The sequence below is a fragment of the Corynebacterium sp. ACRPS genome (genome assembly GCF_022346005.1).
Lineage (GTDB): Bacteria > Actinomycetota > Actinomycetes > Mycobacteriales > Mycobacteriaceae > Corynebacterium.
In genome coordinates this window covers 1-15,345 of record NZ_JAKRMY010000026.1, presented here as the reverse complement: position 1 = coordinate 15,345, position 15,345 = coordinate 1, and the positions used below count along the sequence as shown (strand labels likewise).

Genomic DNA, 15,345 nt, shown 5'->3' with positions numbered 1-15,345 from the left:
CAAGCGCTTGCACTCGTGGTGCGGCTATCGCTCGCCGAACGCCTTCGAAGCCGCCGGATCAGCTACACTTACTATCGCATCTTGATTAAATCCCCGTGTCCACTTTCCGGGGTTCGGGCCCATTGGGCCTGACCCCCGGACAGTGGACACGTCGGGGGGTCAGGTCCCATCCCGCTTCTGTATTAGCTTTGTGGCTATACAGGGCGCTCAATAATTGGTTCTTTTGGGAACCCAGTGAGACCGTCCAATGCGCACGTGGCGCACTGGACGGTTTCTTATGACCGGTGTCCCTTAATCTTGGAGGGGTTCTGCCCTTTAGGAGGGGACTAGCTCGGTGAATTTGAGAAAAGAGAAATGCTCTAGGTGTTTGGAATACACCCAGAGCATTGGTGGAATTGTGGAGATCGTTTGAGTTAGGCGAGTTTAGCGGAGATTTCGATGATCTTTTCAATGACCTTCAGTGCGTCTTGAATTTTGCTGAAGTCAATGCTCTTGATGAACTTTTCGGCCTTTTCGTTGAAGTCATCAGTTTTGCTGGAGAGCTCGTCGAGCTTGGCGTGGAAGTTTTCCTTGTGCTCTTCGTGCTTGTCGCCGAGATCCTGCTTGTTATCTTGGTGCTTGCTGGAGAGCTCGTCCAGCTTGTCGTGGATGTTCTCCTTGTTGAGCTTGGAGGAGCCGTTGTCATCCTGCTCTGGGGCGGTCTCGGTGGTGGTTTCTACCGCTGCGGTGGTCTCGGCTGCAGTGGTTTCGGGAGTGGTGTCTTCAGCGAGTGCCGGTGCCACTGCGGTGGTGGTGGCGATGGCCAGGGTGGTAAGTCCGACGGATGCTTTGCGCAGCATGATTCCTCCTTGATGGAATTTTGTTTTCAAAAGGTGGGTGTTTACACCGGAAACATACTAATGCTTATTTATAAAATATTCAGCTTTTGTGTCGGAACACACAGGAATGAGTCAGGTGTGTTTTACTTTTCCTCTAAAACTTAGGGAGGTCAATCTCTGCGTATCTTGAGGATCTACAGGGGGATAAATACGTGGAGGGATGGCATCGATGAGCCTGCGCAGGGCCTCTTTCCGCGGGTTGATCTATTGGTCCTAGGGAGAGGGAAGAAGGAGCACTAATTTGCCGCCGATGAATGTGATCGCTAAAGACAGCGAGCCCTGAGATTAGTAGATTTTCGCGTTTGGGCGATTCTCTTGGTGACTGTTTTTCTGAGGCCACTGCAAAGAGAAAACTAAAAAATCCCTCTCGCCGGCGTTTATGCCTTTAGAGAGGGCTGCGAAAATGCTTCCCCACCAGGACTCGAACCTAGAATGGCGGTACCAAAAACCGCAGTGTTGCCGATTACACCATGGGGAACCACAGCGATTGCTGTAGCTATAGCGTACCTGACGCCCCCGGGTAAATAACAAATTACTAGGTAGGGGTGGGGCAAAGGATATGGTAGAAGGCATGGTTCGACAGAGAATGACCGGACGCGAGCGCCGCGAGCAATTGATTTCCATTGGGCGCGCCGCCTTCGCGGAATTGGGGTTTGAAGGCACCAGCGTTGAAGAGATTGCGTCCCGCGCCGGCGTATCGAAGCCGGTGGTCTACGAGCATTTTGGGGGCAAAGAAGGCCTGTATGCGGTGGTCGTGGATCGGGAGATGCTGGCGCTGGAAAAAGTCATTAAGGATTCTTTAGAAGAAGGCAGCTGGCGCGAGCGCATCGAGCAGGCCGTAATGGCGCTGCTGAATTACGTTGAGGAAGAAACCGATGGTTTCATCATCTTGGTGCGCGATTCGAAGCCGGGCGAGGAACGCAGTTTTTCCACGCTGCTGAATGCCGCGGTGGGGCAGGTGGCCTATATCTTGGGCGAAGCTTTTGAGCACCGCGGTATTAATCCGGAGTTAGCCAATATTTATGGGCAGGCCCTCGTTGGCATGGTCTCTACCACAGCGCAGTGGTGGTTGGATGAGCGCAGCCCGGATAAACCGGATAAGGAAGTCGTCGCTACGCATATAGTCAATCTATGCTGGAATGGTTTGTCCGGTATGGAAATTAAGCCCAAGCTAGGAGGCAGGAAGTAAATGGCGACGCCAATGCTGGCAGGTCTGCTTAAGGTCGCGGCCACGGACCCGAAGCTCAAGGGGCTTGTGGCCAATGTGGGCCAGGACCTGCACATTACGGGTATTGATCAGGCGCGCCCTTGGGCTCTTGGCACCTTGGCCCACCACGCGCCGGTGCTGGCGGTCACGGCCACCAGCCGCGAGGCGGAGGATCTCACCGCGGAGCTTACCGCGATGATGGGCGATAAAGTCGCGATGTTCCCGTCGTGGGAGACGCTGCCGCACGAGCGGCTGAGCCCGGGCGTGGATATCATCGGCAAGCGCGCGCAGGTGCTGCACAACATTGATGACCTGCGCATTATTGTCACGGCCGCGCGCGGGCTCTCCCAGCCCATCCTGCAGGACATCGAGGGCCGCGCCCCGGTGCATCTGGAAGAAGACCACGAATATAACTTTGATGATGTGGTGCGCAGCCTGGAATTTAGGGCGTATAAGCACGTGGACATGGTGGCTAAGCGCGGTGAGTTTGCCACCCGCGGTGGCATTATCGATGTCTTTCCCACCACCTTGGATTACCCGGTGCGCGTGGAGTTTTGGGGCGATGAGGTTACCGATATCCGCCAGTTCTCTGTCGCTGACCAGCGCACCATCCCGGAAATCGAGGTCGGCCGCGTGGATATCTTTACCGCCCGCGAGCTGCCGATTACGGATGCGGTGGCGCAGCGCGCGGCCAAACTGGCGTCGACGCATACCGGAAACCCAGCGCTGGTGGAGCTGCTCACCAAGGTCAGCGAGCATATTCCGGCAGAGGGCATGGAGGCGGTGTTGCCCGTGCTTTCCGATGCCCCACTGATCACCCTCTCCGAGTTCCTTCCCGCCGCCACGCACGTGGTGATGGTGGCACCGGAAAAGATCAGGCGCCGCGTGGAGGACCTGGAAAAGACCGACGCGGAATTCCTCGCCGCCGGGTGGGAGGCCGCCGCCATGGGCGCGGATGGCCCCTTGTCCACGGAAGGGCTCGATACTGAAGGTTCGAGCTACCGCTCCTTTGAGTCTTTGGAGGTCTCCATTCGCGAGGCCGGGCAGCCACTGTGGACATTTTCCCCACCGGGTATGCTGGCCGGGCCAGAGGAAGAAACCCTGCCGCTCGAGTTCGAGCCCGGGCCCACCCCGCGCGGAGATATCAAAGAAATCGACGCCATGATGGCCCAGCTGCTCGCGCATACCAACGCCGGCGGGCGCGCGGCGTTTATCGCGCCTGCCCAGGGCGCCATCAAGCGCATGGTGGAGCGCTTTGCCGAGCAGGGCATTCGCACCAAGGTGGCCACCCCCGGTTGGGAACCCAGCGCGGGCGAGGTCACCTTGTATCAGGCGCTCAGCCATGCCGGTTTGGTCTTTCCCAAGGTGCGCAAGCTCAAAGACGCTGAGGCGCTGCCGCTCGTCGTGGTCACGGAAACGGACCTGACCGGCAACCGCGTTGGCGATATTGCAGACGCTAAGCGGCGGCCGGCCAAGCGCCGCAATAAGGTGGATCCGCTGGCGCTCAAGCAGGGCGATTTTGTGGTGCATGAAACGCACGGCATCGGCAAGTTTTTGAAGATGGCCGAGCGCACCATCCAATCCGGCGATGAGACCAGCCGGCGCGAATACATCGTGCTGGAATATGCGCCCTCCAAGCGCGGGCAGCCGGCGGACCAGCTGTGGGTGCCGATGGATTCGCTGGACTTGCTCAGCAAGTACACCGGCGGCGAATCGCCCCACCTATCCAAGATGGGCGGCTCGGATTGGAAGAACACCAAGAAAAAAGCGCGCGCCGCCGTGCGCGAGATCGCTGGCGAATTGGTGGATCTCTATGCCAAGCGCCAGGCCGCTCCGGGCCACCAGTTCGCGCCCGATAACCCCTGGCAGGCGGAGATGGAGGATAATTTCCCCTTCGTCGAAACCGAAGACCAGATGTTGGCCATCGACGCGGTGAAAGAGGACATGGAATCCACAGTGCCGATGGACCGCGTGGTCGTCGGCGATGTGGGCTATGGCAAGACCGAGGTCGCCATTCGCGCCGCCTTCAAGGCGGTCCAAGATGGCACCCAGGTCGCCGTGCTGGTGCCGACCACACTGCTGGCACAGCAGCACTACGATACCTTTAGCGAGCGCATGGCCGGTTTCCCCGTCAAGATAGCGGTGCTCTCGCGCTTTACCTCCAAGAAGGAAGCCACGGAGATCTTTAAGGGGCTTGCCGATGGCTCGATTGACATCGTCGTCGGCACGCACCGCCTGCTGCAAACCGGCGTGCACTGGAAGAACTTGGGCCTTATCGTCGTCGATGAGGAGCAGCGCTTTGGCGTGGAGCACAAGGAACACATCAAGGCGCTCAAAGCCAGCGTCGACGTGCTTACCATGTCCGCGACGCCGATTCCCCGCACGCTGGAGATGTCCATGGCCGGCATCCGCGAAATGTCGACGATCCTCACCCCGCCAGAAGATCGCCACCCGGTGCTGACCTATGTTGGTGCCTACGAGGACAAGCAGGTCGCGGCAGCCATTCGGCGCGAGCTGTTGCGCGATGGCCAGACCTTCTTTATCCACAATAAGGTCTCCGATATTGAAAAGAAGGCGCGCGAACTGCGCGACTTGGTGCCAGAAGCGCGCATCGTCGTCGCCCACGGTCAGATGAATGAGGACGTGCTGGAAAAGACCGTCCAGGGATTCTGGGACCGTGAGTATGACGTTTTGGTCTGTACCACCATCGTGGAAACCGGCCTGGATATCGCCAATGCCAATACACTAATCGTGGAAAATGCCCACCACATGGGCTTGTCGCAGCTGCACCAGTTGCGCGGGCGCGTGGGCCGCTCCCGTGAGCGCGGTTATGCCTACTTCCTGTACCCCAAGGGCGCCACGCTGACCGAGACCTCCTATGACCGCCTGGCCACCATCGCCCAGAACAACGATCTGGGCGCCGGCATGGCCGTGGCCATGAAGGACCTTGAGATGCGCGGTGCCGGCAACGTGCTGGGTGCCCAGCAATCCGGCCACATCGCAGGTGTGGGCTTCGACCTCTACGTGCGCTTGGTCGGCGAGGCCGTCGAGGCCTTCAAGTCCCTGGCCCGCGGCGAGGCACCTGCGGTAACAGACGAAGGCCCGAAGGAAATCCGCATCGATCTCCCCGTGGATGCGCACATCCCAGAGTCTTATATCGACTCCGAGCGCCTGCGCCTTGAGGTCTACCGCAAGCTCGCGGCCTCGCAGGACAACAAGGATCTCACGGCGGCGCGGGAGGAAATGGAAGACCGCTTCGGTACCTTGCCCAAGGAGGTCGAGCGCTTGCTCGCCGTGGCGCGACTGCGCCACCAAGCCCGCCGCGCCGGGGTGGCAGACATTACCGTGCAGGGCACCCGCGTGAAATTCCACCCGGTGGAGCTGCCGGATTCCAAGCAGGTCCGTTTGAAGCGCCTCTACCCGGGGTCGAGCTTCCGCGCTGCGGCCAAGGCCATCAACGTGCCCTTCCCCAAGGCCGGGCGCAATGTCACCTCGCCCAAGCTGCGCGATGAGGAGCTTATCCAGTGGGCAGCGGACTTCTTAAGCGCGCTTTTTGATGTCCAACCCATCAACGTCTCCGGCGAGGAAGCCGGCGCCGGGTCGGTCATCAGCGTAGGCGAGTAGCCGATGGGCGAGAAGCCGAAGGGCGCGTAGCCCCTCGGCGCTTAGGAGAAGTCCAAGCCGATATCCAGCACGCGAACCGAGTGGGTGAGGGCGCCGACGGCGATATAGTCCACGCCCGAGGTGCCGTACTCGCCGGCGTTTTCAAGCTGCAACCCGCCGGAGGCTTCTAGCGCCGTGGTTGGGCTGAGCGCTTGGCGGCGGTGGACGGCGGTGTGGACATCGGCAAGCGCGAAGTTATCCAGCAGCACCATATCCGGGTGCAACGGGAGGACCTCCTCGAGCTGGTCCAAGGTATCGACCTCGACCTCGCAGGGGATATCCGGGGCATGCTCGCGCACGCGGCGCAGGGCCGTGGCCACGCTGCCGCCCACGGCGAGTACGTGATTGTCCTTAATCATGGCGGCATCGCCCAAGCCCATGCGGTGGTTTGCCCCGCCGCCGGCGCGCACGGCGTATTTCTGCAGCGCCCGCAGGCCAGGCAGGGTTTTGCGGGTATCGCGCACCTGGGCCTGCTTAATGCTATCCGGAGTCCCCGTTTCCTCCGCCGTTGTCGCGATGGCATCGACCCAACACCGGGTCTGCGTCGCGATGGCGCTTGCGTGCGAGACCATATTGAGCATGGTGCGCTCAGCTGCCAGCACCAAGAGGGTAGGGGCCTGCACCGTGGCGATGACCTGGCCTGGGGTAACGCTGTCGCCGTCGGTGGAGTGGAGGGTGATGGTGGAGGTCGGGGCATCGGCAAGCGCGGCGCCTGTATCCACGCCCCACTGGCTCAAGCGCTGGGCGGTCGCGTCAAGGACCTGCTCGATAAGGCCCAAGCCTGCGATGGCGCCGGCCTCGCGCGCGGTGAACTCCGCCGTGCAACGATTCTCACCCGGCACCGTGGCAAGCGAGGTGTAATCGGGCCCGTAAGCGAAATCCTCATCCAAGGCCGTGGCAATGAGCGCGGAGCAATCCGGCAGGCGCAGGTTGTCCATTTACTCGCCCCCGCCGGGATTGCCAATGGAAATCATGGCCTCGAGGGACTTGCGCGCCGCATTCGCGATATCTTCTGGCACCGTGACCTCATCGGTTTCTTCCACCAGGCAGCGCTCCAAGGCGTCTGGGGTGATCATCTTCATGTACTTGCACTCGGCGTGGTCATTGACGGCCTGGAAATCGATATCCGGCGCGGCCTGGCGCAGCTGGTGCAGCATGCCGGTCTCGGTAGCAACGAGCACCTTGTTCTGCGGCTGCTTCTGGGACTGGGTGATCATCTGCCCGGTAGAGAGCATGTGCACGCGCTCTTGCGGCACCAAGCCCTCGTTGGCCAGGTACAAAGCGGAATTGGAGCAGCCGCACTCCGGGTGGATGTACAGGTCCGCGTCCGGGTTATCTTGGGTTTGTTGGGCTAGCTGCTGGGCGCTAATGCCGGCGTGCACGTGGCACTCACCGGCCCAAATGCGGATATTTTCCCGGCCGGTCTCGCGCTTGACGTAGGCGCCCAAAAACTGGTCGGGGCAGAAGAGGATTTCTTTATCCGCCGGCAGCGAATTGACCACGTCGACGGCATTGGAGGACGTACAGCAGACATCGGTCAGCGCCTTGACCTCGGCGGTGGTGTTGACGTAGCTGACCACTAGGGCATCGGGGTGCTCGGCCTTCCATGCGCGCAGCTCATCTGCGGTGATGGAATCTGCCAGGGAACACCCGGCGCGCTCATCGGGGATGAGGACCTTCTTATTTGGCGAAAGGATTTTGGCGGATTCCGCCATGAAGTGCACGCCGCAAAAGACGATGATATCTGCATCGGTTTCTGCCGCCTTGCGGGACAGCGCCAGGGAATCGCCGGTGTGGTGGGCAACGTCCTGGATCTCCGGGATCTGGTAATTATGCGCCAGGATCACCGCATTGCGCTGTTCCGCCAACTCTTTAATCCGCTCCGCCCAGGCCTTGTCTACCGCGGGGTCTGAACCAGCAGGAGTGGCAGAGGGCATAACGCTCGCATTGGTTTGAGTCACAAGTGCTCCAAAAGTGATATTCACAAGAATTAGTGGGGTGTAATTACCGTACTAAACTGTCTGTGTCCAAGACCACTTGCGATGGCGGGCGAGCGCGCCGATGTAGCCCTTTTTGGTGGGGCAGGGAGACTAGAGTTCCAGTGATCCTTGGGTGAGGCCGACCGCGGCGATGATAGCGGCAACCAGCACAACGATGACGATTGACCACTCAAATCCATTAAAAAGCTTCTCGCGGCGCGAGAGGCGGGTGAGCACATATGGGATAAGTCCCGGCACGACGGCGAGGGCGCCGAAGAGAATATAAACCGGGTCGGCGGCGTAAATTAGCCACAACGAGTACACGAAGGCCACTAGCGCGATGCCAAAGTGGCGCCGGTTTTCGCGTTTGGGAATATCTGGCCCAGACAGGTCGAATCGCGTTCCGGCGTGTGGGTGGGTAACGCCCTTTCCACGTATCGCTAGCAGTAGCAGATACAGCGAGGAAAAGATATAGGGTAGCAGGTACATGATGGTGGCCAGTTGCACCATCGCGGCATAGGACGCCTCATTGACGTAGAAGACGACGATGAAGATCTGGATTGCGGAGGTGGAAATCAGTTGCGCCACCCACGGGGCGCCGGCCACATTGATGGTGCCGATGCGGCGGGGAATGAGGCCATCGATGGCCATCATGACGATGGGCTCAGCGCACAGCATTTGCCAGGAAACGTAGGCACCGAGGACCGAGAGGCACAGGCCGATGGAAATCAGCGCGCCGCCCCAAGGGCCGACGACCTCCGTAAGCACCGAAGCCATGGAGTTATCCGGCAGCGCGGCCAGCTCCTCTTTGGTCATCACGCCAAAGCTCAAGGTGGATACGGAGACTAAGAGCGCCAGCACGGAGAAGAAGCCAATGACGGTAGCACGGCCGACATCCGTGCGCTTAGCGGCCTGCTTGGAATAGACGGAGGCGCCCTCTACGCCGATAAAGACCCAGACAGTAAAGAGCATGATGCCTTGGACCTGCTCAAAGACGCTGGCATTGGAATTTCGCCCCCAGAAATCCAGGGTGAATTTATCCCAGCTAAAGCCGATGAACGCGACCAAGACGATGAAGGCCAGGATGGGCACGATCTTGGCAATCGTCGTCACCAGGTTCATGAATGCGGCCTGCTGCACCCCGCGGGCCAAAACGGCGAAGATTCCCCACGATAGAAGGGAGACGGCGATGGCGGACGCCCACTGGTGGTCGGCATCGAAAAGCGGCAGGTAATGCCCAATCGTATTGAAAAACAGCGTGGCATAACCCACCTGCGCCATCACCGAGCCCAGCCAGTAGCCCCAGCCTGAGGTAAAGCCGATGAAATCACCCAGGCCAGCGCGCACATAAGAATAGACGCCGGAATCAAGGTGGGGTTTTCGGTACGCCAAAATCTGGAAGACGAAGGCAACGGACAGCATGCCGATACCCGCCACCAACCAACCGATGAGCATGGCACCTGGGCCTGCCACGGAGGAAATATTTTGGGGTAGCGAAAATATGCCCGCGCCGACGGTGGATCCGATAATCAGCGCGACAAGCGTCCACAATGACACCGAGTGGGACTTATTTTGGCTGGAGGTCATTGGCCTAAAGTACCGCGCCTGCCCCGTTAAAGGGAACTTGAGAAAACACACGGGATAGACTTTGTAGCTATGACAGTCCTGTTGCTCGATGAACGCTGGCCCACCATGATCCCCATGCGCGCCTATGGCAAGTTATATGGCCCCGTTCAGTTCACCGGGGAAGTACCGGTATCAGTGCGGTGGAACTTCTCGGATCTCTTAAGTGGCGATGATGCCACCGGCACCTTGGTCACCACCGATGAACACGATCCGGAAACCCAGGCGCGCATTGCCACCGGGGAACAGGTCATTAGGGCCGAGTCGCTTGACGATGCCGTGATGCAAGCGCGCAGCGCTATGGCAACGGCCCGCCGTATCGGCGAATGGGAGCGCGAGCAGACCCATGAATCGCTCCTGCCGTACCTAGAAGAGGAGGCGGGGGAATTTGCAGCAGCCGTGCGCCAGCACGCACCCGAGGAGGAATTGCTCAAAGAGCTTGGGGATGTTTTCCTGCAGGTGCTTTTTCACGCCGAGATTTCTACCTTCTCGCTTGACGATGTCGCCACAAGTTTCGTGCGCAAGATGCGCTCCCGCGCGCCGTATCTCTTTGATGGCACGGCGGAAATAGTGGGCGTAGAAGAACAAAACCGCCTCTGGGCGGAGGGGAAATCGCGGGAGTAAAAGTGGGGTGAAAGTCGCAGGGACTTTTACGCGCGGCGGGCGCGTGTAGTTATCCGGCGGGGTGAATTTCACTTAGTAGGATGGCTACTCATGAACAGGCTGCTGCGAACAATCGGGGGCTGCGGGCTAGCCGTAGTAATCATCATTGCGCTGGTAATGGGGCTAATTGTATCCAATTCCACCGATGATTCTTCGGTCCCAGACGCCACCCCGCCCGTAGGTGGAAAAGAGGTGGCCAATATCGATGTCAACGCGCCGGGCCGCACGGCCGATAAGCTCACCCACTGGGCATCGGATCTGGCGGAAGCTACCGATATCCCGCCGCAGGCGCTGCGCGCCTATGGCAACGCCGAACTTATCGCCCGGCAGCAGCACCCGGGCTGCAATTTGCGGTGGAATACCCTGGCAGGCTTGGGCTTTGTAGAGACTCGGCACGGTACCTATAACGGCAACTGGTTTAAGTCCTCCAAGCTGGATGACAACGGCTACCCGCAGCCGCCGATCGTCGGCATCACCCTGGATGGCTCGAATAACACCGCGCACACCCCGGATACCGATAACGGCGAAATCGACGGGGATACGGAATTTGACCGCGCGGTGGGTCCCTTGCAGTTCATCCCTACCTCGTGGGAGTCCGCCGGCGGCGACGCCAATGGCGATGGCAAGGCCGACCCGAACCAGATTGACGATGCCGCCCTGGGCGCGGCGAACCTCTTGTGCTTTGGTGATAGGGATCTCAATGACCCGGATCAGTGGGAAGAGGCCATCTTAAATTACAACCAGTCCAGGGAATATCTGGACAAGGTAGCCCATGCGGCCAATGCCTACTCGGTCCCGCAACCGGCTCGCTAGCCTCACGCGTGGCGGTTTTCTGGAACAATTGGGCATGTAACTGAACTAACTGGCTCAGCGACGAACATCATCTATAAGGAGTGAGTTACAGCATGGCTGGTATCATCCACGCATTTGGACGCGAAATCTTGGATTCCCGCGGTAACCCGACCGTAGAGGCCGAGGTCTTCTTGGACGACGGCGCCCACGGCGTTGCCGGCGTTCCCTCCGGCGCATCTACCGGTGTGCACGAGGCACACGAGCTGCGCGACGGCGGCGACCGCTACCTAGGCAAGGGCGTGCAGAAGGCCGTAGAGAATATCAACGAGGAAATCGGCGATGAAATCGCTGGCCTCGAGGCTGATGACCAGCGCCTCATTGACCAGGCGCTCATCAAGCTGGACGGCACGGATAACAAGTCCCGCCTTGGCGCCAATGCCATTCTCGGTGTGTCCATCGCTACCGCTAAGGCTGCCGCCGAGTCCGCCGCGCTGCCGCTCTACCGCTACATTGGCGGCCCGAACGCTCACGTTCTTCCCGTTCCCATGATGAACATCCTGAACGGCGGTTCCCACGCTGACTCCGGCGTGGATGTGCAGGAATTCATGATTGCCCCCATCGGTGCGGAGACCTTCACCGAGGCCCTCAGCATCGGTGCTGGCGTGTACCACTCCCTGAAGGCCGTCCTGAAGGACAAGGGCCTGTCCACCGGCTTGGGCGATGAGGGCGGCTTTGCTCCTTCCGTCGATTCCACCCGCGCTGCGCTCGACGTCATCGTTGAGGCCATTAAGAAGGCCGGCTTCGAGCCGGGCAAGGACGTCGCCTTGGCCCTCGACGTCGCTTCCTCCGAGTTCTACGAGGACGGCAAGTACCACTTCGAAGGCGGCGAGCACACCGCCGAGGAGATGTCCAAGGTCTACGAGGAGCTCATCAACGAGTACCCCATCGTGTCCATCGAGGACCCACTGCAGGAAGACGACTGGGAAGGCTACACCACCCTGACCGCCGCTATTGGCGATAAGGTCCAGATCGTCGGCGATGACTTCTTCGTCACCAACCCGGCTCGCCTGCAGGAGGGCATCGATAAGAAGGCGGCCAACGCGCTGCTGGTAAAGGTCAACCAGATTGGTACCTTGACCGAGACCTTCGATGCCGTAGAGCTTGCACACCGCAATGGCTACCGCACCATGATGTCCCACCGCTCCGGCGAGACCGAGGACACCACCATTGCGGACTTGGCCGTCGCCCTCAACTGCGGCCAGATCAAGACCGGTGCCCCGGCCCGCTCCGAGCGCGTGGCTAAGTACAACCAGCTGCTGCGCATTGAGCAGGAGCTTGGCGATGCCGCCGTCTACGCCGGCCGCTCCGCCTTCCCGCGTTTCAACGCTTAAGGCCTAGCGGTCTAGTCTAGAAGCTAGACGCCGCTAGGAATTTAGCCCCCGATGTGCCCCGAAAAGGTGCGGTGGGGGCTTGCTCGTTCTGAGCATCTCGAGCGCCTGAGAAAGTTGATGAAATTCCGCGCGTGCCACGCCTGTGTTACTGGTGTGGCGGCGCTAGGATAGTAACCCTATGGCACGTGAGAAGAAGACGGAGCGCCGCCGGAGCCGCACTAGGGTTCCGGTGGCCTCGCGTGCTGCGGATATCCGCAAATCCCAGCGGGCGCAGGAAAAGAAGAACCGCAAGCCCGATCGCATGAGCATCGTTGGCATGACCGTCATCGTTGTTTTTGTGTTGGTGGTGCTCGTCATCATCGCGGTGCCGCTGCGCAATTACTACCACGGCCGCTCCGAAATCGCTCGGCTGAATGAATCGATTGCGGCGAAGCAGGATGAAAAAGATGCTCTATTAGAAGAGATCGATAAATATAAATCAGAGGACTTTATCAAGCAGGAAGCCCGGCGGCGCTTCGGCGTGGTAGAGCAGGGTGAGACCGCGTACCGCATCCTCGATCCTAATATTCAGCCCGATGACCAGGTCACTACCGATGGTCAGTCGCAGGAAGATTCGCGCCCGTGGTTTGAGGTGTTGTGGGATTCGGTGGCGCAGCCGCCGGAAGAAGAGGCCCCAGCGGGCGAGTCGCAGCACCTGCCAATTGAGCCAGCGCCTGAGGAGAGTGACGATGTGCGATAATTGTTCGCATGACCGTCACTGATGCAGATTTAGCCATCGTTTCCGAGCAATTGGGCCGCACCCCACGCGGCGTGCTGGAGGTATCGTTCCGCACACCGGATGGCCAACCGGCCGTGATTAAAACTTCTCCCAAGTTGCCGGATGGCACCCCGTTTCCCACACTGTATTACCTCACCGATCCCCGCCTGACCGCGGAAGCCTCCCGGTTGGAGGTCGCCCACGTGATGAAGTGGATGGAGTCCCGCCTGGCCGAGGATAAGGAGCTTGCTGCCGACTACCACCAGGCCCATGAGCATTTCTTGGCCAAGCGCAATGAGATTGAGGACTTGGGCACAGATTTTTCTGGCGGCGGCATGCCCGAGCGGGTGAAGTGCCTGCACGTGCTCATCGCCTATGCGCTTGCCGAAGGCCCCCAGCACTTCCGCCTCGGCACCGAGGCCGTGGCAATGGCGGCCGACCACGGTAAGCTACGCGGTACGGCGATTCCGCAGGATTGGCCCACGGTGGAAGAGCTGGGCATTGACTTGGCGGAGTTCGATTTTTCCAACGCTGAATAGGAGTACGACATGACTCGCGTGGCAGCCATTGACTGCGGTACCAATTCCATTCGCCTTTTAATCTCTGAAATCGATGAAGACGGCAAGGTGCGCGATATCACCCGCACCATGGAAATCATTCGTCTGGGCCAAGGCGTGGATGCAACGGGTGAAATCGCGCCCGATGCCTTAGAGCGCGCCCGCGTGGCCTTGGAGGGCTATGTGCGCCAGATGAAGTTCGAGAAGGTTACCCGCGTGCGCATGGTGGCAACCAGTGCCACCCGCGATGCGAAGAACCAGCAGGAATTTTTCGATATGACCGCCGAGCTTTTGGGGCAGATCCAATCCGGCGCAAAGGCGGAGGTTATATCCGGCGAAGAAGAAGCACTCCTGTCCTTCAACGGCGCGGTCGCCGATATGGAGCCGGACCGCGGTCCCTTCTGCGTCATTGACTTGGGTGGCGGGTCCACCGAATTCGTCGTGGGCACCGCAGATGAAGAGATTCTAGGTTCGCACTCTGCGTACATGGGCTGCGTGCGCCTGACAGAGCGCATCATGCGCACCGACCCGCCCACGGAATCAGAAATCGAGATTGCCTCCGAATACGTGGCAGAGCGCATGGGCGAGGTGGAAAAGATCGTCCCCATGTCCAAGGCGCGCACCATTGTGGGCTGTGCGGGCACGTTTACCACGCTATCCGCCCTGGCCCAGGGCCTAGAGCGCTATGACCCCGATGCGATCCACGGCTCGGAGCTACGTTTTGATGCCCTGCGAGTGCTGCTCAAGCAACTCGTCAGCATCCCTTCGGAGGAACGCGCCCTGAATCCCGTCATTCACCCTGGCCGCGCCGATGTCATCGGCGGTGGGGCAGTAGCAGTTGAAGGAATCATGCAGCTCATCGAGCGCACTAGCGATGCACGCAGCTTCTTCATCAGTGAAAAAGACATCCTGGACGGCATCATTGCTGGTCTGGTTAGTGAATCGACCCCTCATTAACTCTTTTTAGGAATAGTGTCCTACACTATTCCTTGCGCCCGCCCCCATAGCCCAATCGGCAGAGGCAGTCGACTTAAAATCGATTCAGTGTGGGTTCGAGTCCCACTGGGGGCACGCTCTGAAGTCTCGAGACATCGTTCCTATGGTGTCTCGAGACTTTTAGTATGGCTGGGCCTAGCGTTTTAACTGGCTGGGAGAGCCCAGCCTGTTCGCATGCCTTTCTCGCACCTAATCTGCGAGTCAAAGACGCGTGCAGCCCAATCCCAGCCGGTCCACAGCTCCTTGTCTGGACCTGCGTCAATAATTTTAGGCTGTACGGTTTTTCCGGTTGTTGCCGTCGATGGCAATTCCGACTGCGATGAATGCAGGGATGAAAAATGCGCTAGCTCCCGCCAGCGTCATGATGATTGCTGTGGCAGTGGAAATGAGTGTAAATCGCAAGGTGTTCCTTAACTCTCGGCCGAAGTATGACTGTCTAGGCACTTGAGGATCAGCTCATGAAGAAGATGCCTCTTCTAAGCTTATATCGAAGCTACGGATAGTAAATCCTCGGTGCACCAGACCGAGCATGATGGGCGGCGAAGGATCGAGAAAAGAGCAGTAGGAATGAGGGGCGGTAGCGCCCTAACAGAGCAGATCACCATGGTGATCTGCCTCGTAGGCAGATGCTCTTTTGCAATCTGTTGGTCCTACGCCGAGGACTTTTCCGGCGGCTCACCCGACATGAGAGTAAGTTCCTAGCAACAAGATTCGGGACACGGACCTGACCCCCAGATGGTGGACACCTTGAAACCAGCATCTCGCTGGGGAAGTGAGGTACCTTTCCACCATGCCACGCAAGACCTACACCGAGCAGTTCAAGCGCGACGCAGTCTCGT

12 protein-coding genes and 1 tRNA gene are annotated in these 15,345 nt (G+C 59.5%); 9 read left to right on the top strand and 4 right to left on the bottom strand.

Going from position 1 to position 15,345, the window contains the following annotated elements:
* Positions 1-413: 413 nt before the first annotated feature.
* A complete protein-coding gene (locus MHX65_RS11125) occupies positions 414-839 on the bottom strand; it encodes a hypothetical protein (RefSeq protein WP_239270120.1) in 426 nt (141 codons plus the stop codon).
* A 610-nt stretch (positions 840-1,449) separates the two neighbouring features.
* Here MHX65_RS11125 and MHX65_RS11120 point away from each other — a divergent pair.
* Both MHX65_RS11120 and mfd read left to right on the top strand, forming a co-directional pair.
* Positions 1,450-2,067: a TetR/AcrR family transcriptional regulator gene (locus MHX65_RS11120; RefSeq protein WP_005282075.1), complete on the top strand. Its 618-nt coding sequence runs from the start codon at positions 1,450-1,452 to the stop codon at positions 2,065-2,067.
* On the top strand, positions 2,068-5,709 hold the full coding sequence (gene mfd, locus MHX65_RS11115) for a transcription-repair coupling factor (RefSeq protein ID WP_239270119.1): 3,642 nt from the start codon (positions 2,068-2,070) through the stop codon (positions 5,707-5,709).
* A 41-nt stretch (positions 5,710-5,750) separates the two neighbouring features.
* On the opposite strand, the gene nadC is transcribed toward mfd, so the two are convergent.
* The 3 genes from nadC to MHX65_RS11100 form a co-directional block, all read right to left on the bottom strand.
* A complete protein-coding gene (nadC, locus tag MHX65_RS11110) occupies positions 5,751-6,686 on the bottom strand; it encodes a carboxylating nicotinate-nucleotide diphosphorylase (RefSeq protein ID WP_239270118.1) in 936 nt (311 codons plus the stop codon).
* Positions 6,687-7,709: a quinolinate synthase NadA gene (nadA, locus tag MHX65_RS11105; RefSeq protein WP_370657804.1), complete on the bottom strand. Its 1,023-nt coding sequence runs from the start codon at positions 7,707-7,709 to the stop codon at positions 6,687-6,689.
* 129 nt (positions 7,710-7,838) lie between these two features.
* Positions 7,839-9,314: an amino acid permease gene (locus MHX65_RS11100; protein WP_239270117.1), complete on the bottom strand. Its 1,476-nt coding sequence runs from the start codon at positions 9,312-9,314 to the stop codon at positions 7,839-7,841.
* A 69-nt stretch (positions 9,315-9,383) separates the two neighbouring features.
* Here MHX65_RS11100 and MHX65_RS11095 point away from each other — a divergent pair, with 69 nt between their 5' ends.
* From MHX65_RS11095 to MHX65_RS11065, 7 genes are all read left to right on the top strand, one after another.
* Positions 9,384-9,974 (top strand): MazG nucleotide pyrophosphohydrolase domain-containing protein, encoded by a 591-nt coding sequence (locus MHX65_RS11095; RefSeq protein WP_239270116.1) that lies wholly within the window; start codon positions 9,384-9,386, stop codon positions 9,972-9,974.
* Positions 9,975-10,064: 90 nt separating this feature from the next.
* Positions 10,065-10,826 (top strand): lytic transglycosylase domain-containing protein, encoded by a 762-nt coding sequence (locus MHX65_RS11090; RefSeq protein WP_239270115.1) that lies wholly within the window; start codon positions 10,065-10,067, stop codon positions 10,824-10,826.
* A gap of 92 nt (positions 10,827-10,918) precedes the next feature.
* Positions 10,919-12,196 carry a phosphopyruvate hydratase gene (gene eno, locus MHX65_RS11085; protein ID WP_023026132.1) on the top strand — a complete coding sequence of 426 codons (1,278 nt, stop codon included), beginning with the start codon at positions 10,919-10,921 and terminating at the stop codon, positions 12,194-12,196.
* A 178-nt stretch (positions 12,197-12,374) separates the two neighbouring features.
* Positions 12,375-12,935, top strand: coding sequence for a septum formation initiator family protein (locus MHX65_RS11080; RefSeq protein WP_239270114.1), 561 nt, complete (start codon positions 12,375-12,377; stop codon positions 12,933-12,935).
* A gap of 8 nt (positions 12,936-12,943) precedes the next feature.
* Positions 12,944-13,492, top strand: coding sequence for a DUF501 domain-containing protein (locus tag MHX65_RS11075; protein WP_023026136.1), 549 nt, complete (start codon positions 12,944-12,946; stop codon positions 13,490-13,492).
* Positions 13,493-13,501: 9 nt separating this feature from the next.
* Entirely contained in the window at positions 13,502-14,467 is a 966-nt protein-coding gene (locus MHX65_RS11070) for a Ppx/GppA phosphatase family protein (protein ID WP_005280018.1), read from the top strand.
* Positions 14,468-14,507: 40 nt separating this feature from the next.
* Positions 14,508-14,581 (top strand) — tRNA-Leu (locus tag MHX65_RS11065).
* Positions 14,582-15,345 lie beyond the last annotated feature (764 nt).